This is a genomic window from Halomonas sp., assembly GCF_033549285.1.
GTDB lineage: Bacteria > Pseudomonadota > Gammaproteobacteria > Pseudomonadales > Halomonadaceae > Halomonas.
The window spans coordinates 1-21,092 of the sequence record NZ_JAWSUJ010000011.1; the positions used below are offsets into that span (position 1 = coordinate 1).

Here is a 21,092-nt window from a genome sequence, read left to right on the forward strand (position 1 = left end):
CTGCTTGTTGATGCCCTTGTTGTTGGAGAGGGTGCCGCCCACCACCACGCTGGTGTGGATCAGGTGGTCGGCGACCCGGTTGACGTCGAGCACCACCCGGCCGTCGTCGAGCAGCAGGCGGTCGCCGGGGGCGACGTCGTCGGCCAGGGTCTTGTAGTCGCAGCCGACGCGGGTCTCGTCGCCCTGGTCGCTGCCCAGGCCCATGTCGAGGATGAAGGACTGCCCCTCCTCGAGTTCCACGCTGCCCGCCTTGAAGCGGGCGATGCGGATCTTGGGGCCCTGCAGGTCGCCCAGGGCGGCGACGCTCTTGCCCAGGCGCTCGGCGATGGCGCGGACCCGCTCGAGGCGGCGGCGGTGGTCATCGGGGCTGCCGTGGGAGAAGTTGAGGCGCACCACGTCGACGCCGGCCTCGAGCATCGCCTCGAGGACCCCCTCCCGGTCGCTGGCCGGGCCCAGGGTGGCGACGATCTTGGTGCGACGGATGGGGGTGTGCAGTGGGGTGGTCGACATGTCGTGCTCCTCCGGTGGACGCGAGTTGTTATCCGTTCACGATAACGCTTTCAAGGTAAGTTTACTACATTTAGGCCGATGCCGGTCTTCTCTTGCGGCTCGGCGACAGCCTCTATTCTTATGGCGGAAGCTATCGGGTGTGTGGGTTTGCGGGCAGTAGCATCCGATCTCAGGGTGAAGAGCATTATGTTGTAAAGTTACTAAAAAGTGCTTGAGCCTTGGACAGGACTGGTCCACATTATGGGGGAGATGACGCTACTGGACCGAGGAGAACAACGCCATGACGCTCAAGATCGCCATCAACGGTTTCGGCCGCATCGGCCGCAACGTGCTGCGTGCCCTTTTCGAGAACGGCTACCGCAATCGCGTGCAGGTGGTCGCCATCAACGACCTCGGCGACCCGTCATTGAATGCGCACCTGCTGCGCCACGACACCGTGCACGGCCACTTCCCCTTCGCCGTCGAGCATGACGAGGAGAGCATGAGCGTGGATGGCCAGCGCATCGCCATCCTCTCCGAGCGGGACCCCGCGGCACTGCCGTGGGAGGCTCTGGGCGTGGACCTGGTGATGGAGTGCACCGGCCTGTTCACCAAGCGCGAGGCCGCGGCCAAGCACCTCGCGGCCGGCGCCGAGCGCGTGCTGATCTCGGCGCCGAGCCCCGATGCCGACGCCACCGTGGTGTACGGCGTCAACGAGGACGTGCTCACGCCCGAACACAAGGTGGTCTCCAATGCCTCCTGCACCACCAACTGCCTGGCCCCGGTGGCCCAGGCGCTGCACGAGGCGGTGGGCATCGAGAACGGCCTGATGACCACGGTCCATGCCTACACCAACGACCAGAACCTCTCCGACGTCTACCACAAGGATCCCTACCGGGCACGCAGCGCGACGCACTCGATGATCCCCACCAAGACCGGCGCCGCCGCTGCGGTGGGCCTGGTGCTGCCGGCGCTGGCGGGCAAGTTCGACGGCCTGGCCGTGCGCGTGCCGGTGATCAACGTCTCGCTGGTCGACCTGGTGTTCACCGCCGGTCGCGAGACCACCAGGGAAGAGATCAACGAGATCGTGGCCAGCGCCGCCGAGGCCTCCCCGGTGCTGGCGGTCAACGCCCAGCCGCTGGTCTCCATCGACTTCAACCACGATGCCCACTCCTCGACCTTCGATGCCAACCACACCCGGGTGAACGGCCGCCTGGTCAAGGTGATGGCCTGGTACGACAACGAGTGGGGTTTCTCCAACCGCATGCTGGATACCGCCCTGGCCATGCACGCGGCCGCCGGACGCAAGCGCGACGCCGCCTGATGGCCGGCCGTCCCTGACGGCCATCCCCACGCCGTGCGGTATGATGACGCCGGGCCACCACCGTGGCCCGGCGTCGTCTCGTGCCGAGGATGGATGAAACCCAAGGAAGGCCCATGTCGCTCCCCGACTACTCCTGGCTGGCCTGGACCCTCATCGTGGTGTCCACCTACCTCACCGGTGTCTCCAAGGGCGGGTTCGCCGGCGGCTTCGGCACCCTCTCGGTGCCGCTGATGGCGCTCGCCATCGGCCCCGTCGAGGCGGCCGGCCTGCTGCTGCCGCTGCTGCTGGTGATGGATGCCTTCACGGTGAAGGCCTGGTGGGGGCATCACGACCGCACCGAGGTGCGACGCGTGCTCCCGGGGCTGGCCATCGGGGTGGTCATCGGCACCCTGCTGATCGGTCGCCTGGACGAGGATGGCGTGCGCCTGCTGCTGGGCGTGATCTCGCTGCTGTTCGCCGCCTACATGCTGCTCAAGCCGGGGGCGGGGCGCCCGATCTCCACGCGCTGGGCGCTGCCGGCCGGTGTTGGCTGCGGCTTCACCAGCTTCCTGGCCCATGCCGGGGCGCCGCCGCTCAACCTCTACCTGGTTCCCCGGCGGCTGAGCAAGCAGGCCTTCATCGCCACCAGCGCGATCCTCTTCGCCGCGGTCAACCTGATGAAGCTGCCGCCCTACCTGTGGCTCGGCGAGATCAACCTGACCAGCGCCGGGGCCTCGCTGCTGCTGGTGCCGATGGCCTGGGCAGGCGTTCGCAGCGGCCTGTGGCTGCAGCACCGGGTCAGCGAGCGTCTCTTCTACCGCCTGGTGATCCTGGCCATGGCCATCGTCGGCGTGCAGCTGCTGCTCCGGGCCCTGGGCTGAGCCTCAGGTCGGGATATGCCAGGTCCCCCGGCACTGGCTACCGGGAAAGAGCCGCTGGGCGGTATCGGCGTTGCGCCGTTCGGCGAGGCTGTCGCGTCCGGCGCCCAGGGCCGCCAGCAGGGGGTCGTCGGCATGGCGCACGGTGAGCAGGGTCAGGTCGTCGCGGCGCTCCACCGCGTAGTCGGCGGCGAGCGATGCGACCAGCGGCTCGAGGCGCTCGGGGTGGCCGTCCAGGCACAGCGAGAGGCGCATGGCCCCGCTGTCGACCAGGCCGGCATGCAGCCCGGCCTCCACCAGGCGGCCGAGGATGTCGTGCTGGCGAGCCTCGTCCATGAAGGCGAAGTCCCGGGGGCGGACCTCCAGCAGCGTCTGCGCCTCGCGCAGGACCAGGGAGGGCGTCTGGGTGTCGAACCGGGTGTCCCGGCCGATGGTGCTGGGCGGTGCCTCGAGGTCCTGGAAGGAGCGCACCGTCAGCGGGATCGCCTTCTGCTGCAGCGGGCCCAGGGTCTTGGGGTGGATCACCTTGGCGCCGTGCCAGGCCAGCTCGATGGCCTCGCCGTAGGAGATCTGCTCGAGCTGCACCGCATTGTCGAAGCGCCGCGGGTCGGCATTGAAGAGCCCGGGCACGTCCTTCCAGATGGTGACCTCCTCCGCGTCCAGGCAGTGGGCGAGGATCGCCGCGCTGAAGTCCGAGCCCTCGCGGCCCAGGGTGGTCGAGGCGCCCTCGGCGGTGCCGCCGATGAAGCCCTGGGTGACGCGGATCCTGCCGTCGTCGCTATCCAGGCCACGCACTCGCTCGGCGGTGGCCTGCCAGTCGACGTTGGCCGCCTGGTGGCAATCGTCGGTGACCACCAGCTCCCGGGCATCCCGCCACTCGGTCGCCATGCCGGCCTCCTCCAGCCAGGCACTGACGATGGTGGTGGAGAGCAGCTCGCCGAAGCAGACGGTCTGGTCGTAGTGGAAGGGACGCTCGCGGCTCGCATGGCGACGATGGCGGCGGTCGAGCTCGGTGATCAGCGTCTCGACTCGCTCCGCCACGGGGCCGGTCCTGGTGCCGAACAGGCTCTCCACCGTGGCCAGGTGCTTCCGGCGAAGGGTCTCGAGGCGGTCGCGATAGTCGTCCGCCTCGCCCTGCCGTGCCGCTTCCAGCAGCGCCTCCAGGGCATTGGTGGTCTTGCCCATGGCCGAGACCACCACCACCAGGGGGCGCGCCCGGAAGCGGGCCAGCAGCTCGCCCAGTCGGCGGATGGCCGCGGCGTCCTGGATCGAGGCACCGCCGAACTTGAAGACCTGGGTCATCCGAATCCTCCCGCCGTTCACTGTGGTCACGGGTGCTACCTTGCGTGAAATTGCCGCCCGGGGAAAGGGCGTGTCAGCCGGCGACACAACCAGAACAGGCACCCGTGGGTGCCTGTCGCGTAGTGCCTGTCGGGCCCTGCGCGGGCGTCAGCTCAGCCTTTCCCGGTAGTCCTCGTAGCCGAAGTGCTTCACCGTGCGCACCTCGCGGCTGGCTTCGTCGATCCGGCAGATCGACGGCAGGCGCATGCCGTTGAAGGTGGTGGTCTTCACCATGGTGTAGTGGGCCATGTCAGTGAACACCAGCCGGTCGCCGATCGCCAGCGGGGCGTCGAAGCTGTATTCGCCCACCACGTCGCCGGCCAGGCAGGTCAACCCGCCCAGCCGGTAGGTGTGGGCCTTCTCGCCGGGCTCGCCGGCGCCGATGATCTCGGGCCGGTAGGGCATCTCCAGCACGTCGGGCATGTGCGCCGTGGCGGAGGTGTCGAGGATGGCGATGGGGCCGTCGTTCTCGACGATGTCCAGCACGCTGCACACCAGGTAGCCGGTGTTGAGCGCGATCGCCTCGCCGGGCTCCAGGTAGACCTCGAGGTGCGGGTGGCGCGCCTTGAAGTCGCGGATCACCCGCACCAGCCGCTCCACGTCATAGTCCTCGCGGGTGATGTGGTGCCCGCCGCCGAAGTTCACCCACCTGCGACCGGCGAGGTGGCGGCCGAAGCGCTCCTCGAAGGCGGCCAGGGTGTGCTCCAGGGCGTCGCTGTTCTGCTCGCACAGGGTGTGGAAATGCAGGCCCTCCAGGCCGGCGAGGTCCACGCCATCCAGGTCCACGGCCCGGGTGCCGAGCCGTGAACCGGGGGCACAGGGGTCGTAGAGTGCCACCTTGCCCTCGGAGTACTCCGGGTTGACCCGCAGGCCGCAGGAGACCCGCCGCGGCGCCTGGGCCACCCGCTCGCGGAAGCGCTGCCACTGGGCCGGCGAGTTGAAGCTGAGGTGGTCCGCATACTGCAGCACCACCGCCATCTCCGCCTCGCTGAAGGCCGGCGAGTAGCAGTGCACCTCGCCGCCGAAGGTCTCGGCGCCCAGCCGCGCCTCGTCCTGGCCGCTCGCTGTGGTGCCCACCAGGTACTGGCGGACCAGCGGAAAGGTGTCCCACATGGCGAAGCCCTTCAGCGCCAGCAGGATGCGCGCGCCGCTCTCTACCTGGGTCTGGCGCAGCAGCTCCAGGTTACGGCGCAGCAGGGCATCGTCCACCACATAGGCGGGCGACGGGCAGGTTTCGATATCGAACGGATAGGCGATCTGGCGCATGTCGGGCTCAGGCCAGCGGGTCGGCATCGGGGTCGAGCTCGACCATCTGCCAGGGCAGGCCCATGTCGCCGATGCGCTCCATGAAGGGGTCCGGGTCGAGCTGCTCGACGTTGAACACGCCGTCGCCCTTCCACAGGCCATCGAGCATCAGCATGGCGCCGGTCACCGCCGGCACGCCGGTGGTGTAGGAGATCGCCTGGGACTGTACCTCGGCGTAACACGCTTGGTGGTCGCAGATGTTGTAGATATGCACCTTGCGACGCTTGCCGTCCTTGATGCCGTCGAGGATCACGCCGATGTTGGTCTTGCCCTTGGTGCGCGGGCCGAGGGACGCCGGGTCCGGCAGCACCGCCTTGAGGAACTGCAGCGGGGCGATCTCGCGGCCCTCGAACTCGATCGGCTCGATGCGGGTCATGCCGACGTTCTCGAGCACCTTGAGGTGGGTGATGTACTTCTCGGAGAAGGTCATCCAGAAGCGGATGCGCTTCAGGCCCTTGATGTTCTGGCTGAGGGACTCGAGCTCCTCGTGGTAGAGCAGATAGAGGTCCTTCTCGCCGATGCCGTCGAAGTCGAAGGTGCGCTTCTCGGCCAGCGGCGCGGTCTCCTTCCACTCGCCCTCTTCCCAGTAGCGGCCGTTGGCGGTGATCTCGCGGATGTTGATCTCGGGATTGAAGTTGGTGGCGAAGGGGTAGCCGTGGTCGCCGCCGTTGGCATCCAGGATGTCGATGCGGTGGATCTCGTCGAACAGGTTCTTCTGGCCCCAGGCGCAGTAGATGTTGGTCATGCCCGGGTCGAAGCCGCAGCCCAGGGTGGCCATGTTGCCGGCCTTGGCGTAGCGCTCCTGGAAGGCCCACTGCTCCTTGTACTCGAACTTGGCCTCGTCCGGATGCTCGTAGTTGGCGGTATCCAGGTAGGGCACGCCGGTGCGCAGGCAGGCCTCCATGATGGTCAGGTCCTGATAGGGCAGGGCTACGTGGATCAACACGTCGGGCTGGAAGGACTCGATCAGCGCGACCAGCGCCTCGACGTCATCGGCATCCACCTCGGCGGTCTGGATGGGGCGCTCCAGCTGGGCCGCGATGGCGCGGCACTTCGCCTGGTTGCGGCTGGCCAGGCAGATCTCGCTGAATACCTCGGGATGCTGGGCGCACTTGTGGGTGACGACACCGCCGACGCCGCCGGCGCCGATAATCAGGACTTTGCTCATGGGGGTTCGAATCCAGATCGGGAAAATATCAACAATGGTAGGGTCTTATCGGTAATGGGAGCGCCTTGGCGCGTCCGGACCCGATGCCACCCCGGTCTCACTCTCGCCTGGTCGGTCGCATGGGCCGGCGAGTGGGCGCTGATAATGGCGCCCCCTGAGGCTGGTCGCAAGAGGTTTTCGCGTCAAGGCTAATACGAAAGTCGGGGTGGGGCAGGCCGTTTCGCGAGCCGTTCGCAGGTCGACGCGCGGGCGAGGCAGGGGCGGTGGGCCGGAAACGAAAAAAGCGCCCGTAGGCGCTTGATTCGTCGACTTGTTTGGTGGAGGCGGCGGGAATTGAACCCGCGTCCGCCGGCACTCACCCATTGGCTCTACATGCTTAGTTTCGTCTTTTGATTTAACGCGACTGGCTCCGACGAGCAGGATCCAGCCACGCGATTCCTCTGAGTTTTAACGACCGGCGAGAGGACACCACCGATCGCGATCCCATCAGTCGTCGCTCGTATCCCCTCCGTGATGAATGGGCACATCACTTCGGGGCCGGGCTAGAAGCTAGCGGCGTTTAAGCTGCCAGCGCGCCCTGAGCGTAGTTGTCGTCGTTTGCGACTATTCAATCGTGATGTTGTATTTACGAGATACATCACGCTCTCGGCATGCACCTCAGGGATTGTCACCGGCGTCGAAACCGTGTCGCCCCCGTAACGCGCATCCTAACAGGATGTGCAGTTCTGTGACACCTCAGGCCTTGATTTGTTCCCGCATGATGCGGCCCTTCTGCCGCTGCCAGTCGCGGTCCTTCTCGGTGGCCCGCTTGTCGTGAAGCTTCTTGCCGGTCACCAGGGCCAGTTCGCACTTCACCCGGTTGTTCTTCCAGTAGAGCTTGAGCGGCACGCAGGTGTGCCCCTTCTCCTGGGTGCGCGAGAAGATCTTGGCGATCTCCTTGCGATGCAGCAGCAGCTTGCGGGTGCGCGTCGGGTCCGCCACCTCGTGGGTGCTGGCGGTGTTGAGCGGCATGACGTGGCTGCCCAGCAGCCAGGCCTCGCCGTTCTTGACCAGGATGTAGGTGTCGGTGAGCTGCGCCTTGCCGGCCCGCAGGCTCTTCACTTCCCAGCCGGCCAGCACCAGGCCGGCCTCGAAGGTCTCGTCGATGTGGTACTCGAAGCGAGCCTTCTTGTTCTGGGCGATGACGTTGTTGCCGGGCCCCTTGCTCTTGCCTTTCTTGTTGGCCATGAAACCTCGTGTCCTGTATCTGCCGGTGGCGCTGCCCCTTCGATGTGGGGGGAAGCGTGGTACCATTCAAGGCCTGAAATAACCGCTCATGATACGCCCTGGGCACTGTGAAGTCAGCGGAGAGCTCAATGCCAACGGTCAATCGGTCCGCCATGGTGCGGCACACCCCCAAGGACATGTTCGACCTGGTCAACGACTTCGAGCGTTATCCGGAATTCCTGCCCGGCTGCCGGCGCGCGCGCCTGCTGGAGCGCGACGACTCGCACCTGATCGGCGAGATGACCCTGGGGCGGGCCGGGATCGAGCAGAGCTTCACCACCCGCAACGACCTGATCGAGCCCGAGCGCATCGAGATGTCGCTGGTCAGCGGCCCCTTCAAGCGCCTGCGCGGTCGCTGGCTGTTCCTGCCCATGGGTGAGCAGGCCTGCAAGGTGAGCCTCGAGCTGGAGTTCGAGTTCGCCAACCGCCTGCTGGGCATGGCCTTCGGCAAGCTCTTCCAGCAGGTGGCCGGCCAGCTGGTGGACTCCTTCACCCGCCGGGCGGACAACCTCTATGGCCGCTAGCGCACCCGCCATGCTCGAGGTCGAGGTGGCCTTCGCGCTGCCCGAACGGCAGCGCATCATCACGCTCGTGGTGCCCGAGGGCACCACGGCGCGCCAGGCGGTGGCGAAGGCGGGGCTGGAAGCGGCGTTTCCCGACCTGCCCCCGGCCACCTTCCGTGAGGCCGACCTGGGGATCTTCGGCAAGCGGCTGCGCGACCCGGACGCGGTGCGGCTGCGCGCCGGGGACCGGGTCGAGGTCTATCGCCCCCTGCAGCTCGACCCCAAGGCGGCGCGCAGCGCGCGGGCCGCCCGCGAGAAACGCTGACGCCCCGCCCGGCGAGGGCCGGCACGGGGCGTCAGCAAGGTATGCCGCTCGGCGCGATCAGGGGCGGTCCGGGGTGACGTTCTCGATGGCCTCCATCCGGGTGTCCGACGTCCCCTCGACGCGGGGGCCGGCCCCCTGGTCCTCGGGTAGCTGGATGTCACCGGAGATGTTGCCCTCGCGGTCGATGCCGGCCAGGCGCTCGCCCTGGAAGGTCAGGGTGACCCGGCGCTGCTCCACGCCGCCATAGGCCTCGTCGAGGCGATAGACATAGTCCCACTGGCGGGCATCGAAGGGGGCCTCAAGCAGCGGGCTGCCCATCAGGTCGACCACCTGCTGTCGGCTCATGCCCGGCCGCAGCTGCTCGACCATGGCCTCGGTCACCAGGTTGCCCTGGGGCAGGTCGCGCTTGTACACGCCGAAATAGCTGCAACCGCTGATCATCAGCAGGGCGAGGGAAAGGGTGACGATTCTGGTCAGCTTTTGCATTTGCGCCTGTTCTTCACTATCGTGGATTCGGTCGATCATAACCGACCCTACCCGATACTGCGAAGAGCGACCATGGCCGACCAGAACCATGAATTGCGTAAGGCCGGTCTCAAGGTGACCCTGCCGCGCGTCAAGATCCTGCAGATCCTCGAGAATGCCTCCGAGCAGCACCACCTGAGTGCCGAGGACGTCTACAAGACCCTGCTGGATGCGGGCGAGGACGTGGGCCTGGCCACCGTCTATCGCGTGCTGACCCAGTTCGAGTCCGCCGGCCTGGTGATCCGCCACAACTTCGATGGCGGGCATGCGGTCTTCGAGCTCTCTCAGGAGGAGCACCACGACCATATGGTGTGCCTGGAGAGCGGCGAGATCATCGAATTCTTCGACGAGACCATCGAGCGTCGCCAGCAGGAGATCGCCGAGGAACACGGCTTCGAGCTGGTGGACCACGCCCTGGTGCTCTACGTCAGGCCGCGTGGCTCGCGGGCGACCCGCCAGGAAGGCATCCAGAAGAAGTGACCTCGCCTCGCTGACCCAGGCAGGCAGACGAACGCGGCCCCGATCCAGAGATCGGGGCCGCAGTGCGTTAGCGCTAGTGTAAAGGCTTGGCGTCAGGGCCGGGCGAGCGGCTCGGGGCGCTCAGTGGTGGGCGCGCTGGCTGGCGTCGAGCATCTCCCGGGCATGGGCCAGGGTGCGGTCGGAGAGGTTCACCCCGCCCAGCATGCGGGCCAGCTCGCCGACCCGGCCGGCTTCGTCGAGCAGCGCCATGCGGGTCAGGGTGGAGGCCTCGTCGGCCTGCTTCTCGATATGCAGGTGATGGTGCGCCTGGGCGGCCACCTGGGGCAGGTGGGTCACGGTCATCACCTGGCCGTTGTGGCCGAGCCGACGCAGCAGCTGGCCGACGATCTCGGCGGTGGCGCCGGAGACGCCCACGTCCACCTCGTCGAACACCAGGCTGGCAATGGTCGAGTGCTGGGCCGCCACCACCTGGATCGCCAGGCTGATGCGCGAGAGCTCGCCGCCGGAGGCGACCTTGGCCAGCGGCCGCGCCGGCTGGCCGGGGTTGGCGCTGATCCGCATGCGGGCGATCTCGAGCCCCTCGGCGGCCGGGGCCTCGCGGGCCTGGAGCTCGACCTCGAAGGTCGCCTTGTCCATGGCCAGGAAGGCCAGCTGCTCCTGCACGGCCTCGCCGAAGCGGCGGGCGGCCTGCCGGCGGGCCCGGGAGATCACGGTGGCCTGCTCCTGCCAGCGGCTCTTCAGGGCCTCGGCCTCGGCGGCCAGCGCCTCCAGGTCGCCGTCGCCGCCCTCCAGGCCCTCGAGCTCCTCGGCCAGCCGCCGGTGCAGGGCGAGGAGCTCCTCGGGCAGCACATGGTGCTTGCGGGCGATGCGATGCACCTCGCCCAGGCGCGTCTCGACCCAGGCCAGCCGCTCCGGGTCCAGCTCGACGCTGCCGGCGAAGTGGCCCAGCTCGCGGCTGGCCTCCTCGACCTGGATGCGCGCATCGCCGAGCATGGAAAGGGTGTCGGCCAGGCTGCCGCGCTCGCTGCCCGGCAGCGCCGAGAGGTGCTGGATCGCCTGGTTGAGCAGCGACAGGGCGCCGCCCTCGTCACCATCGCAGCACTCGGCGGCGAACTGGGCCTCGCGCAGCCGCTCCTCGGCGTGAGCCAGCTCCTCCTGCTCCTCCTCGAGCCCCTTCAGCTCGTCCTCGGCCAGGGCCAGCTGGTCGAGCTCCTCGACCTGGTAGCGCAGCAGCTGGCGGCGGGCGCGAATCTCGTCGCCATCCTCGGCCAGGCGCTCCAGGCGGCGCCGGGTCGTCTGCCAGTCGCGGAAGGCCTGGCGCATCTCGGCCACCTGGTCGCGGTGGCCGGCGAAGTCGTCGAGCAGGCGCAGATGGGTCTCCTCGTGCAGCAGCGCCTGGTGGGCATGCTGGCCGTGGATCTCGATGAGGTGCTCGCCCAGGGCGCGCAGGTCGGCCACCGTGGCGGGCTGGCCGTTGATCCAGGCCTTGGAGCGCCCGGCCCGGGTGACCACCCGGCGCAGCAGGCAGTCGTCCGTGGGCAGCTCACGGGCCTCGAGCCAGGCACGCGCCGCGGGCAGCGCCTGGAGGTCGAAGCGGGCGCTGAGGTCGGCGCGCTCGCGGCCATGGCGCACGCTGGCGCTGTCGGCGCGCTCGCCCAGGCAGAGCCCCAGGGCCCCCAGCAGGATGGACTTGCCGGCCCCGGTCTCGCCGGTGATGGCGGTCATGCCGCCGGAAAGCTCCAGCTCGAGGTGGTCGACGATGGCGAAGTCGCGAATGGCAAGCTCTGTCAGCATGGTGCCTCCCGGGGCCTGTCTGGGACTGCTCAGTCTGTAACTGTCTGGGTCTGTAACTGCCTGGGCCTGTAACTGCCTGGGCCTGTAACTGCCTGGGTCGGTAACTGCCCAGTCTGTGGCTACTGGTTATCCATACACGTATTGTGCGTTTATACAGTAGTCAAGGTTCGCCCACAATGCACGTCCGGCGTCGTCGCCCGATGACGCCTTGAGTTCGCCACGACCAGCCCCATATACCCCGCAGACACGCATTCAAGCCATCATTCATGCCTTGCCAGCGGCCCCTGGCCGCTGATTGCCATTCAGGAGACCCACATGGCCAAAGACCCCCAGACCCCGCTGGACGACGAACTCGCTCGCGAGGAGCAGGAAGCCGAGCCGCAGGCCGAGCCCGAGACCGTGGAGGGTGAGCTGGAGGACGCCATCGAGGGCGCCGAGCAGGCCGCCACCGAGGCCCAGGCCGCGGACAATCCCGAGGCCGAGGTGCTGGCCGCCCGCGTCGAGGAGCTCGAGCAGAGCGTCGCCGAGGCCAAGGACCAGGCCATGCGCGCCGCCGCCGAGGCGCAGAACGTGCGCCGCCGGGCGGAGCAGGAGGCCGAGAAGGCCCGCAAGTTCGCCCTGGAGAAGTTCGTGAAGGAACTGCTGCCGGTGGTCGACAGCCTGGAGAAGGCGCTGGACGCCATGCAGGACGGCGCGAGCGAAGCGCACCGCGAGGGCGTCTCCATGACCCTCAAGATGCAGCAGGACGTGCTGGGCAAGTTCGGCGTCGAGGTGGTGGAGCCCCACGGCGAGCCCTTCGACCCGCAGTACCACGAGGCCATGGCCATGGTGCCCAACCCCGAGATGGAGCCCAACACCGTCATGGAAGTGATGCAGAAGGGCTACCTGCTCAACGGGCGCCTGGTACGCCCGGCCATGGTGGTGGTCAGCCAGGCCGCCGGCTGAGGCCGGGCCACACAAAAGCGGCCCTCGGGTCTTGAAAAGGTTCCGAGGGCCCCCAGATAGACGGCAACCCCGCGGTGAAAGCCGCAGACGACGAATTCAACTGCACTACTTTCGAGGATTTCCTATGGGACGCATCATCGGTATTGACCTGGGGACCACCAACTCCTGCGTCGCCGTGCTCGACGGTGACAAGGCCAAGGTGATCGAGAACGCCGAAGGCGCGCGCACCACGCCCTCCATCATCGCCTACACCGAAGACGGCGAGATCCTGGTGGGCCAGGCCGCGAAGCGCCAGGCGGTGACCAACCCCGAGAACACCCTGTACGCCATCAAGCGCCTGATCGGCCGTCGCTTCAAGGACGACGTCGTCCAGAAGGACATCAAGATGGTGCCCTACGCCATCTCCGAGGCCGACAACGGTGACGCCTGGGTGGAAGTGAAGGGCAAGAAGCTCGCCCCGCCGCAGGTCAGCGCCGAAGTGCTGAAGAAGATGAAGAAGACCGCGGAAGACTACCTGGGTGAGGAAGTCACCGAGGCGGTCATCACCGTGCCGGCCTACTTCAACGACAGCCAGCGTCAGGCCACCAAGGATGCCGGCCGCATCGCCGGCCTCGAGGTCAAGCGCATCATCAACGAGCCGACCGCGGCCGCCCTGGCCTACGGCATGGACAAGTCGCGCGGCGACAAGACCATCGCGGTCTACGACCTGGGCGGCGGTACCTTCGACATCTCCATCATCGAGGTGGCCGATGTCGACGGCGAGACCCAGTTCGAGGTGCTGGCCACCAACGGCGACACCTTCCTGGGTGGCGAGGACTTCGACCTCAAGCTGATCAACTACCTGGTCGACCAGTTCAAGGCCGACAGCGGCATCGACCTCTCCGGCGACAACCTGGCCATGCAGCGCCTCAAGGAAGCCGCCGAGAAGGCCAAGATCGAGCTTTCCAGCGCCCAGCAGACCGACGTCAACCTGCCGTACATCACGGCCGACAACACCGGTCCCAAGCACCTCAACGTCAAGGTGACCCGCGCCAAGCTGGAGTCGCTGGTCGAGGAGCTGGTCAAGCGCTCCATGGAGCCGTGCAAGACCGCGCTCAAGGATGCCGGCCTGTCCGCCTCCGAGATCGACGACGTCATCCTGGTCGGCGGCCAGACCCGCATGCCCATGGTGCAGAAGTCCGTGGCCGACTTCTTCGGCAAGGACGCCCGCAAGGACGTCAACCCGGACGAGGCCGTGGCCGTGGGGGCGGCGATCCAGGGCGGCGTGCTGGGCGGCGACGTCAAGGACGTGCTGCTGCTCGACGTCACCCCGCTGACCCTGGGCATCGAGACCCTGGGCGGCGTGATGACCCCGCTGATCGAGAAGAACACCACCATCCCGACCAAGAAGACCCAGACCTTCTCGACCGCGGATGACAACCAGACCGCCGTGACCATCCACGTGCTGCAGGGCGAGCGCAAGCAGGCGGGCGGCAACAAGTCGCTGGGCCGCTTCGACCTGGCCGATATCCCGCCGGCGCCGCGCGGCGTGCCGCAGATCGAGGTCGCCTTCGACCTGGACGCCAACGGCATCCTGCACGTGTCCGCCAAGGACAAGGCCACCGGCAAGGAGCAGTCGATCGTCATCAAGGCCTCCAGCGGCCTCTCCGAGGACGAGATCGAGCAGATGGTCCAGGACGCCGAGGCCCACGCCGACGAGGACAAGAAGTTCGAGGAGCTGGTCCAGCTGCGCAACCAGGCCGACGGCATGGTCCACGCCGCCCGCAAGACCCTCGAGGAGGCCGGCGACAAGGCCAGCGACGAGGAGAAGCAGGCCATCGAGACCGCCGCGACCGAGCTCGAGGAAGCGATCAAGGGCGACGACAAGGACGACATCCAGGCCAAGCTGGACAAGCTGACCGAGGCCTCGGGCAACCTGGCGCAGAAGATGTACGCCGAGCAGGGCGAGGCTGCCCAGGGCGCCGAGGCCGGCAGCGAGGCTGGCGCCAAGCAGGAAGATGACGTGGTCGACGCCGAGTACGAAGAAGTCAACGACGACCAGAAAAAGCAGTAAACCACGACATCTGAACCACGGATGACGCCAGCGCGGGGGCCTGACTCCCGCGTTGGTGTTTCCGCAGAGTCCCTACGGAGGCGGACAGACTCATGTCCAAGCGTGACTACTACGAAGTACTGGGCGTCGAGCGCGGTGCCGACCAGAAGGACATCAAGAAGGCCTACCGACGCCTCGCCCAGAAATTCCACCCGGACCGCAATCCGGAGGATGACACTGCGGCGGAGAAGTTCCGCGAGGTCTCGGAGGCCTACGAGGTCCTGAGCGACAGCGAGAAGCGCGCCGCCTATGACCAGTTCGGCCATGCCGGCGTCGACGAGCAGGCCGGTGGCTTCGGCGGAGGCGGCTTCGGCGGTGCCGGGGCCGGCGGCTTCAGCGACATCTTCGGCGACGTGTTCGGCGACATCTTCGGCGGGGGCGGCGGGCGCCGCCACCCCAATGCGCCGCAGCGCGGCAGCGACCTTCGCTACAACCTCGAGCTAGACCTCGAGGACGCTGTGGCCGGCACCAGTGTGGACATCCGCGTGCCGCGCCACATCGAGTGCGAGCGCTGCGACGGCGGCGGTGCCGAGCCGGGCTCCAGCAAGGAGACCTGCCCGACCTGTAACGGCATGGGCCAGGTACGCATGCAGCAGGGCTTCTTCGCCGTGCAGCAGACCTGCCCGACCTGCCACGGCAGCGGCCAGCACATCAAGGTGCCGTGCCACAAGTGCCACGGCGAGGGCCGGGTGCGCGAGACCCGCACCCTCTCGGTGAAGATCCCGGCCGGCGTGGATACCGGCGACCGCATCCGCCTCAACGGCGAGGGCGAGGCCGGCATCAACGGGGGCCCGCCCGGGGACCTCTACGTCCAGGTGGCGATCAAGCCGCACCACATCTTCGAGCGCGACGGCCGCCACCTGCAGTGCGAGGTGCCGATCAACTTCGTCGACGCCGCACTCGGCGGCGAGCTTGAGGTGCCGACCCTGGACGGCCGGGTCAAGCTGAAGATCCCGCCCGAGACCCAGACCGGCAAGCTCTTCCGCCTGCGCGGCAAGGGTGTCAAGCCGGTGCGTGGCGGCCCGCCGGGCGACCTGCTGTGCAAGGTCGTGGTCGAGACCCCGGTCAAGCTCAACGAGGAGCAGAAGGAGCTGCTGCGCAAGTTCCAGGACAGCCTGGGCGGCAGCAACGGCCATCACCACTCGCCGAAGAAGTCGAGCTTCTTCGACGGGGTGAAGAAGTTCTTCGAGGACATGAAGCCGTAAGGCCGAGTCCGCTCGGCCACTACAGGGCCCCGGCATCGCATGATGCCGGGGCCCTGTCGCGTCTGGGCCATGCCGGTCAGCGCTGCAGGTGGTCCATCCGCCATGCCAGCGCCTCGGGCGTCGGCTGCCATCGCGGGTTCCTGGGTAGCACCAGTGGCTTGCCGTCGAGGCGGCAGAGCCAGTCGTTGTCGGGCACCAGAGCGTCGACTGCCTGGCTGACATGCCAGCGATGATCGGGGCCCGGGGCGATCAGGTGGTTGTCCATCGCCCAATGCAGGTTGGGCGTAAGTGCCAGGCCGTTCGTCGGTCGATCATCCTGGCAGACGGCGAAGGGGATCAGGTGGGCCGCCTCCACCAGGTAGCGGTAGTCCGGGGTGATATAGCGCAGCCGGCTGGCTGCACAGCGATAGTCGTAGGCATCCAGCACCAGGGTCCGAAAGGCGGCGGAGCGGGCGTACTGCTGCCGTGATTCCTGGATGCTGCCCTTCAGCTTCTCGGGATGCTTCTCGTATTCGCTGCTGGCCAGCGCGCGATCGAGATATTCCGTCAGGCGTTCCAGGGCCAGGGGATCGTCGGAGAGGTAGTGCTGGGTCAGGAGCGTGCAGGCCTGGCGAGCAAGGTGGGTATCCTGAAGGGCGGCGAACAGCTCCGTATCGAGGCGGGCCGAGGCAAAGCGCGCCAGCAGGTTATCCAGTGACTTCGGTTGGCCGAGCTTGTCCGAGAGGGAAGCCAGGTCGGGCGCGTAGTCCGGTGACCAGAGTGGCCCGGCGGGACCCTGGTCATTGCGCAGGTGCCAGAGGGGGAGCTGAGGATTCGCGGCGTGTCTGTTCCCCGTGGCGGCCTCATAGAGGTCGTGGTAGCGGGCAAGCAGTCGCTTATCGATGACCACCTCGGGCGAGCCGAAATGCCCCGACTGGATCTCGCAGATGAGGGCCAGCAGCAGGCACGGCTTGTTGGGCGCCGGACCAGCCTTGCGTTGCCCCACTCTGAGCCGTGTCAGGTACTCCAGCCGCGTATCCATTGCACTCCCTACTTGCGATTCCTGTCCCCGCTGCCCAGCGGCGTGATCCACTCTGTCATGCCTTGCTCCTCAGGCATGAGGCTACCCTATATCACTCATGTGCTGGTGTGCACTCCGATGGCCCAGGCTACAGCCAGCCGGCGCGGTGGAAGCGCCAGTAGAGCATGCCGCAGGCACTGCCCATCACCAGCAGCGCCAGGGGGTAGCCCAGGCGCCAGTCGAGCTCCGGCATGTGGGCGAAGTTCATGCCCCAGATACCGGCGAGGATGGTGGCCACCGCGAAGATGGCGGCCCAGGCCGCCAGCCGCTTGTGCACCTCGCCCTCGTCGATCGCCACCATCGAGAGGTTCACCTGGATCGCGGTGATGGTCATCTCGCGGATGGTATCCACCGCCGACTCGATGCGATTCAGGTGGTCGTACACGTCGCGGAAGTATTCCCGGGTCTTGCGGCACAGCGCCGGTACCCGGCCGCCGAACAGGTGGCTCGCCGCCTCGCCCAGGGGCATGGCGGCATGCTTGAGCCGCATGGTCTGGCGCTTGAGCTGGTAGAGGCGCTCCAGGCTGCGGCGGGCCGACCCGCGGATGAAGATCTGGTCCTCGATGCTCTCGAGCTCGGCCTGCAGGGCCTCGACCACCGGGAAGTAGCGGTCGACGATGGTGTCCATCAGGGCATAGATCACGAAGGCGGGGCCGTGCCTGAGCAGCTTCGGCTCGTGCTCGCAGCGCTGGCGGACCTCGGTGAAGCCCCGGCCCGGGTGCAGGCGCACCGAGAGCACGTACCCCGGGCCGGCGAACACCGCGACCTGGCCGGTCTCCAGCTGGTCGTCGCGCATCGTGACCATGTGCATGATCACGAACAGCGACTCGCCATACTCCTCGAACTTGGGGCGCTGGTGCCCGTTCAGGGCGTCCTCCACGGCCAGCTCGTGCAGGCCGAACACCGCCTGGAAGCGGGCCATCTCCTGCTCGTCGGGCTCGTGCAGTGCCACCCACACGAAACGGTCAGGTTGCCCCAGGTAGCCGTCGATCTCGTCGGGCTTTATATCTTGGAGGCGATGTCCCTTCTCGTAGGCCACGCAGTTGATGATCATTGCCGAGTTCTCCCGATCGGTGGTGGTGTCCTGTGCGACAGCATAGTGCCTGGGGGCGGCCACCTCTCGCGCCCCGGCCAGCGCAGGCGGGATGCCGTGAAAAGGCGCATCGGGAATGGGGGTGGCGTTCATCGGGGCGCCGTCATAGGCTGGGATTTCACCCAACGAGACGCGGAGGCCGCCATGCCGATTTCACGAGCCGAGATTCCCGCCGAGGATGCCAAGGGGCTGGTCGAGCGCCTCTGCCGGGAGTGGGCCGATGCGCGGCCGATCGACCGTGAGGAGACCCAGGCGCGGGTCACCTTCGACGAGGGCCTCTGCCTGCTCCAGGCCGAGCCGGACCGGTTGATCGTGGCCGTCGAGACGCTGGATGACGAGACCCTGGACCGGCTCGAGGGCAAGGTGAACGCCGCGCTCGAGGGTCTCACGGGCGTGACCCTGGAGATCGTCTGGGAAAATTGAGCGACGGCATCTCGCCCCGCGCCGCCCACCTCGGCATGCTGCTGTGGGCGGCGCTGGTGGGGCTGTCGTTTCCCGCGGTGGGCGCGATGAGCGAACTGCCGCCGTTCTCGCTCACCGCGCTGCGCTTCGTCATCGCCTGCAGCGGCCTGTGGTGGCTGGCCCGGCGCTCGCCGGACTTCCTCCCCGCCTGGCGGCGGCTACCGCTCTATGCGCTGATGGGGCTCTGCCTGGCCGGCTTCTTCGGGGCCATGTTCTGGGCGGCGCACCATGCCACGGCGCTCTCCATGGCCACCCTCTTCGTCACGGTGCCGCTGCTGGCCTTCCTGCTGGGGCTGGGCTTCGGCGTGGAACGGCTGGCCTGGCGCCTGCCGGCGATCCTGGCGCTGGGGGCGGCGGGGGCGCTGGGCCTGGCCTTCGCCGAATCCCTGGCGAAGGGCGGGCGCCTGCAGTTCGGGATCGGCGAGGCGGTGTTCTTCCTGGGGTGTCTCTCCACGGCGCTCTATCCGGTGCTCAGCAAGTGGGGGCTTGCGACCGGGCGCCTGCCGGATTCGGCGGCGGTGCGCACCTTCTGGAGCCTGGGCCTGGGCGCCGTGCTGATCGGGCTGCTGGGGCTCGCCGTCGAGCCGGTGGGGCGCCTGGCCACCATGAGCGGCCGCGACCTGCTGCTGCTGGTCTACCTGGGCCTCTTCTCCAGTGCCCTGACCTTCTGGCTCCTGCAGCGCGCCACCTCGGCGCTCACCCCGGGGGCGGTCACCGCCTACAGCTACCTGGTGCCCTTCGTCTCCATGCTGCTGCTGTTCGTCCGCGAGCCCGAGCGGATCGGCTGGGTCTGGCTGCCGGGCAGCCTGCTGGTGGTCGTGGCGATCGCGCTGCTGCTGCGTAACGGCCGGGCGGCCGGCTAGTCGGCCTCGTCCTTCCCCGCGGGCTCGCCGGCTGCCTCGCCGGGAAAGGCCAGTCGGATCTCGTCGTGCAGGCGGCGGGTATCGGTGATGTGGCGGCGCGAGAAGTGGAAGGGCACCAGGCGTGCCACCCCGGCCGCCCCGGCGATCTCGCCGCAGGCCCGGGCGGTCAGGTGGCCGGTGCGTCGGGCCTGCTCCGCCTCGGCCGTAAGGAACGGCGCCTCGCAGAAGAGCACCCGGGCGCCCCGCGCCAGGGCGGCCAGGCGCCGGCGGTTCTCTGCGGTGTCGCCAAGGTCGGTGGCATAGACCAGCCGCTCCCCCGGCCGGGTCAGCAGCAGGGCCTGTGCCAGGCTGGCCGCGCTCCGGGTGGTGCCGTCCGGCAGCTGGATCCGGGCCTCTCCCTCGCCCGCCAGGACATGATGCTTGAGCGTGCCGAGCCAGGGGCCCGGCGGCCAGCCATGGGCTTCCAGCCGCTCCTTGCGCACCGCGACCTGCCGTTCGGGCTCCAGGGCATAGGCCAGCACCGGCGTGCCATGGTCGAGGGTGGTGGCCCGCACGCGAAAGCCGAGCTCCTCGTGCAGCAGGCCGCCGGGGGTCGGGCGCGCGGGCAGGGGGGTGGGGCGCGCCTCGCCGGCGACGATCCCCCAGCGCAGGAGGCTCTCGCCGTGCAGCTCGCCGACCTCGAAGCGGGGTGCCTTCTCGTCGACCCGGTCCCAGAGGATGCCGCTCACCAGCCCCTGCAGGTGCTCGGCCAGCCCAGGCGGGCCATAGAGCCGGCAGGCCGGGTACTCACCGATGCGCGAGCGCAGCAGCCACAGGAAGCCGCTGATGTGGTCGAAGTGGGCGTGGCTGATGAAGACGTCGCTCACCTGGTGGGCGAGGCGCGCGGGCAGGCGGCCGGGGTCGCCCAGGTCGAACAGCAGGCTGCGCGACTGGTGGCGCAGCCGCAGGTGCAGCAGCGGGTCGCCGAAGACGCCGTTGACCAGGGTCGCGGTGAAGCTGCCGAGATCCGCCCGGGGGCGCGGGCCGTCGCGGCTCTCCAGGGGCGCGGGGGTGTCGTCCGGCGCGGGCGTATCGAGGGTGGTTGCGTGGGGATGCGCGGTGCCCAGCTGGCCGTCGCGGCCGCGGCGGGCATCGCGGACCACCAGGGTGTGAGGCGTGCCGGCAAGCGGGGGCGTGCGAATCCGCAGTCGGTCATCCTCCAGCGCCAGGATCTCGCCCAGCCCCAGGGTGTCGCCTCGTGCGTCGAGCAGCCCGACCTGGCGCCCCGCCCAGGCCTCGGGGGCGCTGCGCGGCGGGGTGGTGCCGGTCAGGGCCAGCGCGGGCAGCTCGAGCACGGCCTCGTGGGCCTGCGCCAGCCAGGCGTCCCAGTCGTCAGTGCGACGCGCGCGGCGCCGATGCTTTCCTGGGTGGCGGGCCCGCGAGTCCGGCGCCAGGGTGACGACCTCCCGCCCCAGGGCGCGACACTCCTCGTGCAGCGGGAAGGGCGCCGTTTCTGCCGCCAGCACCAGCAGCGCGCCGACGCCCGCGGCCTTTGCCAGCGCCGGCAGCAGCTCGGCCCCGGCGGCACCGCGTACCACCCCCGGGGCGTCCAGCAGCAGCGCCCCGGCGGGGGCCTGTTCGGCCAGCCGTCGCACCGCCTGCACCAGCGGCAAGCGGAAGCGGGCGGCATCCAGGGAGGCCAGGGCGGCGATCGCTTCCAGCCGCCACTCCCCACTTTCCCAGCGGCCCAGGCAGGCCGCACCGGGTGGCCCGATGCCGGGCAGCCCCGGGTCGGCGCTCAGGCAGTGGCATGCCTGGCCCCGGGCGGCCAGGGTCGCCGCGGCGGCGCGCACCAGGGTGCTCTTGCCGCTGCCCGGCGCGCCGGCCACCAGCACGCGCTCATGGCGCCGCAGCAGGGCCAGCAGGGGATGGTCCGCGGGAAGGGGCTCGGTCGGTGCAGGCATGGTGATGGCCCTCGGCATCGATATGCCCAGTGTGGGGGGATTGCCGAGGGGC

Annotated in this window: 20 protein-coding genes and 1 other RNA gene; 10 read left to right on the plus strand and 11 right to left on the minus strand. The window is 68.5% G+C overall.

Going from position 1 to position 21,092, the window contains the following annotated elements:
- A partial coding sequence (locus SCI24_RS04055; protein WP_318724153.1) for a pyruvate kinase occupies positions 1-510 on the minus strand: 510 nt, incomplete at its 3' end.
- Positions 511-790: 280 nt separating this feature from the next.
- Here SCI24_RS04055 and gap point away from each other — a divergent pair.
- Complete coding sequence (gene gap, locus SCI24_RS04060) at positions 791-1,813, plus strand: type I glyceraldehyde-3-phosphate dehydrogenase (protein WP_318724154.1); 1,023 nt, start codon at positions 791-793, stop codon at positions 1,811-1,813.
- Between the two features lie 113 nt (positions 1,814-1,926).
- A complete protein-coding gene (locus tag SCI24_RS04065; protein WP_318724155.1) occupies positions 1,927-2,673 on the plus strand; it encodes a sulfite exporter TauE/SafE family protein in 747 nt (248 codons plus the stop codon).
- Between the two features lie 3 nt (positions 2,674-2,676).
- On the opposite strand, the gene SCI24_RS04070 is transcribed toward SCI24_RS04065, so the two are convergent.
- The 5 genes from SCI24_RS04070 to smpB form a co-directional block, all read right to left on the minus strand.
- Positions 2,677-3,972, minus strand: coding sequence for an aspartate kinase (locus SCI24_RS04070; protein ID WP_318724156.1), 1,296 nt, complete (start codon positions 3,970-3,972; stop codon positions 2,677-2,679).
- A 147-nt stretch (positions 3,973-4,119) separates the two neighbouring features.
- Entirely contained in the window at positions 4,120-5,304 is a 1,185-nt protein-coding gene (gene nspC, locus SCI24_RS04075; protein WP_318724157.1) for a carboxynorspermidine decarboxylase, read from the minus strand.
- Positions 5,285-6,484, minus strand: a complete 1,200-nt coding sequence (locus SCI24_RS04080) for a saccharopine dehydrogenase family protein (protein WP_318724158.1) — start codon at positions 6,482-6,484, stop codon at positions 5,285-5,287. The genes nspC and SCI24_RS04080 overlap by 20 nt, the downstream gene beginning before the upstream one ends.
- 315 nt (positions 6,485-6,799) lie before the next feature.
- Positions 6,800-7,179: a transfer-messenger RNA gene (gene ssrA / locus SCI24_RS04085) on the minus strand.
- Positions 7,180-7,219: 40 nt separating this feature from the next.
- Positions 7,220-7,711: an SsrA-binding protein SmpB gene (gene smpB / locus SCI24_RS04090; RefSeq protein ID WP_318724159.1), complete on the minus strand. Its 492-nt coding sequence runs from the start codon at positions 7,709-7,711 to the stop codon at positions 7,220-7,222.
- A 128-nt stretch (positions 7,712-7,839) separates the two neighbouring features.
- Between smpB and SCI24_RS04095 the strand changes: the two genes are divergently transcribed.
- Entirely contained in the window at positions 7,840-8,274 is a 435-nt protein-coding gene (locus tag SCI24_RS04095) for a type II toxin-antitoxin system RatA family toxin (protein WP_318724160.1), read from the plus strand.
- A complete protein-coding gene (locus tag SCI24_RS04100) occupies positions 8,264-8,578 on the plus strand; it encodes an RnfH family protein (RefSeq protein WP_318724161.1) in 315 nt (104 codons plus the stop codon). The genes SCI24_RS04095 and SCI24_RS04100 overlap by 11 nt, the downstream gene beginning before the upstream one ends.
- A 57-nt stretch (positions 8,579-8,635) precedes the next feature.
- Here SCI24_RS04100 and SCI24_RS04105 read toward each other — a convergent pair whose 3' ends face one another.
- Positions 8,636-9,064 carry an outer membrane protein assembly factor BamE gene (locus tag SCI24_RS04105; RefSeq protein ID WP_318724162.1) on the minus strand — a complete coding sequence of 143 codons (429 nt, stop codon included), beginning with the start codon at positions 9,062-9,064 and terminating at the stop codon, positions 8,636-8,638.
- Between the two features lie 72 nt (positions 9,065-9,136).
- On the opposite strand from SCI24_RS04105, the gene fur reads away from it, so the two are divergent.
- Positions 9,137-9,583 carry a ferric iron uptake transcriptional regulator gene (gene fur, locus SCI24_RS04110; RefSeq protein WP_106232295.1) on the plus strand — a complete coding sequence of 149 codons (447 nt, stop codon included), beginning with the start codon at positions 9,137-9,139 and terminating at the stop codon, positions 9,581-9,583.
- A gap of 120 nt (positions 9,584-9,703) precedes the next feature.
- Here fur and recN read toward each other — a convergent pair whose 3' ends face one another.
- Positions 9,704-11,377 carry a DNA repair protein RecN gene (recN, locus tag SCI24_RS04115; RefSeq protein WP_318724163.1) on the minus strand — a complete coding sequence of 558 codons (1,674 nt, stop codon included), beginning with the start codon at positions 11,375-11,377 and terminating at the stop codon, positions 9,704-9,706.
- Between the two features lie 315 nt (positions 11,378-11,692).
- On the opposite strand from recN, the gene grpE reads away from it, so the two are divergent.
- The 3 genes from grpE to dnaJ all read left to right on the plus strand — a co-directional run bounded on the left by grpE (position 11,693) and on the right by dnaJ (position 15,619).
- Complete coding sequence (grpE, locus tag SCI24_RS04120; RefSeq protein WP_133637640.1) at positions 11,693-12,322, plus strand: nucleotide exchange factor GrpE; 630 nt, start codon at positions 11,693-11,695, stop codon at positions 12,320-12,322.
- A gap of 124 nt (positions 12,323-12,446) precedes the next feature.
- A complete protein-coding gene (dnaK, locus tag SCI24_RS04125; protein WP_318724164.1) occupies positions 12,447-14,375 on the plus strand; it encodes a molecular chaperone DnaK in 1,929 nt (642 codons plus the stop codon).
- Positions 14,376-14,467: 92 nt separating this feature from the next.
- Entirely contained in the window at positions 14,468-15,619 is a 1,152-nt protein-coding gene (dnaJ, locus tag SCI24_RS04130; RefSeq protein ID WP_318724165.1) for a molecular chaperone DnaJ, read from the plus strand.
- 76 nt (positions 15,620-15,695) lie between these two features.
- Here the strand turns inward: dnaJ and SCI24_RS04135 are convergent, their stop codons facing one another.
- The gene (locus tag SCI24_RS04135) at positions 15,696-16,640 is read right to left on the minus strand and encodes an HNH endonuclease (protein ID WP_318724166.1); all 945 of its coding nucleotides are present in this window, start codon (positions 16,638-16,640) and stop codon (positions 15,696-15,698) included.
- Between the two features lie 127 nt (positions 16,641-16,767).
- Positions 16,768-17,865, minus strand: a complete 1,098-nt coding sequence (gene corA / locus SCI24_RS04140; RefSeq protein WP_318724167.1) for a magnesium/cobalt transporter CorA — start codon at positions 17,863-17,865, stop codon at positions 16,768-16,770.
- A 51-nt stretch (positions 17,866-17,916) separates the two neighbouring features.
- On the opposite strand from corA, the gene SCI24_RS04145 reads away from it, so the two are divergent.
- Both SCI24_RS04145 and SCI24_RS04150 read left to right on the plus strand, forming a co-directional pair.
- Positions 17,917-18,195, plus strand: a complete 279-nt coding sequence (locus SCI24_RS04145) for a DUF2218 domain-containing protein (protein WP_318724168.1) — start codon at positions 17,917-17,919, stop codon at positions 18,193-18,195.
- Positions 18,192-19,097, plus strand: coding sequence for a DMT family transporter (locus SCI24_RS04150; protein WP_318724169.1), 906 nt, complete (start codon positions 18,192-18,194; stop codon positions 19,095-19,097). Before SCI24_RS04145 ends, SCI24_RS04150 begins: the two co-directional genes overlap by 4 nt.
- Here SCI24_RS04150 and SCI24_RS04155 read toward each other — a convergent pair.
- Entirely contained in the window at positions 19,094-21,040 is a 1,947-nt protein-coding gene (locus SCI24_RS04155) for an MBL fold metallo-hydrolase (protein ID WP_318724170.1), read from the minus strand. The genes SCI24_RS04150 and SCI24_RS04155 overlap by 4 nt on opposite strands.
- Positions 21,041-21,092 lie beyond the last annotated feature (52 nt).

Excerpts from the sequence above, each read along its gene's own strand:
- gap (WP_318724154.1), top strand. The coding sequence starts at position 791 with ATGACGCTCAAGATCGCCATCAACGGTTTCGGCCGCATCGGCCGCAAC.
- SCI24_RS04065 (WP_318724155.1), top strand. The coding sequence starts at position 1,927 with ATGTCGCTCCCCGACTACTCCTGGCTGGCCTGGACCCTCATCGTGGTG.
- SCI24_RS04070 (WP_318724156.1), bottom strand. The coding sequence starts at position 3,972 with ATGACCCAGGTCTTCAAGTTCGGCGGTGCCTCGATCCAGGACGCCGCG.
- nspC (WP_318724157.1), bottom strand. The coding sequence starts at position 5,304 with ATGCCGACCCGCTGGCCTGAGCCCGACATGCGCCAGATCGCCTATCCG.
- SCI24_RS04080 (WP_318724158.1), bottom strand. The coding sequence starts at position 6,484 with ATGAGCAAAGTCCTGATTATCGGCGCCGGCGGCGTCGGCGGTGTCGTC.
- smpB (WP_318724159.1), bottom strand. The coding sequence starts at position 7,711 with ATGGCCAACAAGAAAGGCAAGAGCAAGGGGCCCGGCAACAACGTCATC.
- SCI24_RS04095 (WP_318724160.1), top strand. The coding sequence starts at position 7,840 with ATGCCAACGGTCAATCGGTCCGCCATGGTGCGGCACACCCCCAAGGAC.
- SCI24_RS04100 (WP_318724161.1), top strand. The coding sequence starts at position 8,264 with ATGGCCGCTAGCGCACCCGCCATGCTCGAGGTCGAGGTGGCCTTCGCG.
- SCI24_RS04105 (WP_318724162.1), bottom strand. The coding sequence starts at position 9,064 with ATGCAAAAGCTGACCAGAATCGTCACCCTTTCCCTCGCCCTGCTGATG.
- fur (WP_106232295.1), top strand. The coding sequence starts at position 9,137 with ATGGCCGACCAGAACCATGAATTGCGTAAGGCCGGTCTCAAGGTGACC.
- recN (WP_318724163.1), bottom strand. The coding sequence starts at position 11,377 with ATGCTGACAGAGCTTGCCATTCGCGACTTCGCCATCGTCGACCACCTC.
- grpE (WP_133637640.1), top strand. The coding sequence starts at position 11,693 with ATGGCCAAAGACCCCCAGACCCCGCTGGACGACGAACTCGCTCGCGAG.
- dnaK (WP_318724164.1), top strand. The coding sequence starts at position 12,447 with ATGGGACGCATCATCGGTATTGACCTGGGGACCACCAACTCCTGCGTC.
- dnaJ (WP_318724165.1), top strand. The coding sequence starts at position 14,468 with ATGTCCAAGCGTGACTACTACGAAGTACTGGGCGTCGAGCGCGGTGCC.
- SCI24_RS04135 (WP_318724166.1), bottom strand. The coding sequence starts at position 16,640 with ATGGATACGCGGCTGGAGTACCTGACACGGCTCAGAGTGGGGCAACGC.
- corA (WP_318724167.1), bottom strand. The coding sequence starts at position 17,865 with ATGAACGCCACCCCCATTCCCGATGCGCCTTTTCACGGCATCCCGCCT.
- SCI24_RS04145 (WP_318724168.1), top strand. The coding sequence starts at position 17,917 with ATGCCGATTTCACGAGCCGAGATTCCCGCCGAGGATGCCAAGGGGCTG.
- SCI24_RS04155 (WP_318724170.1), bottom strand. The coding sequence starts at position 21,040 with ATGCCTGCACCGACCGAGCCCCTTCCCGCGGACCATCCCCTGCTGGCC.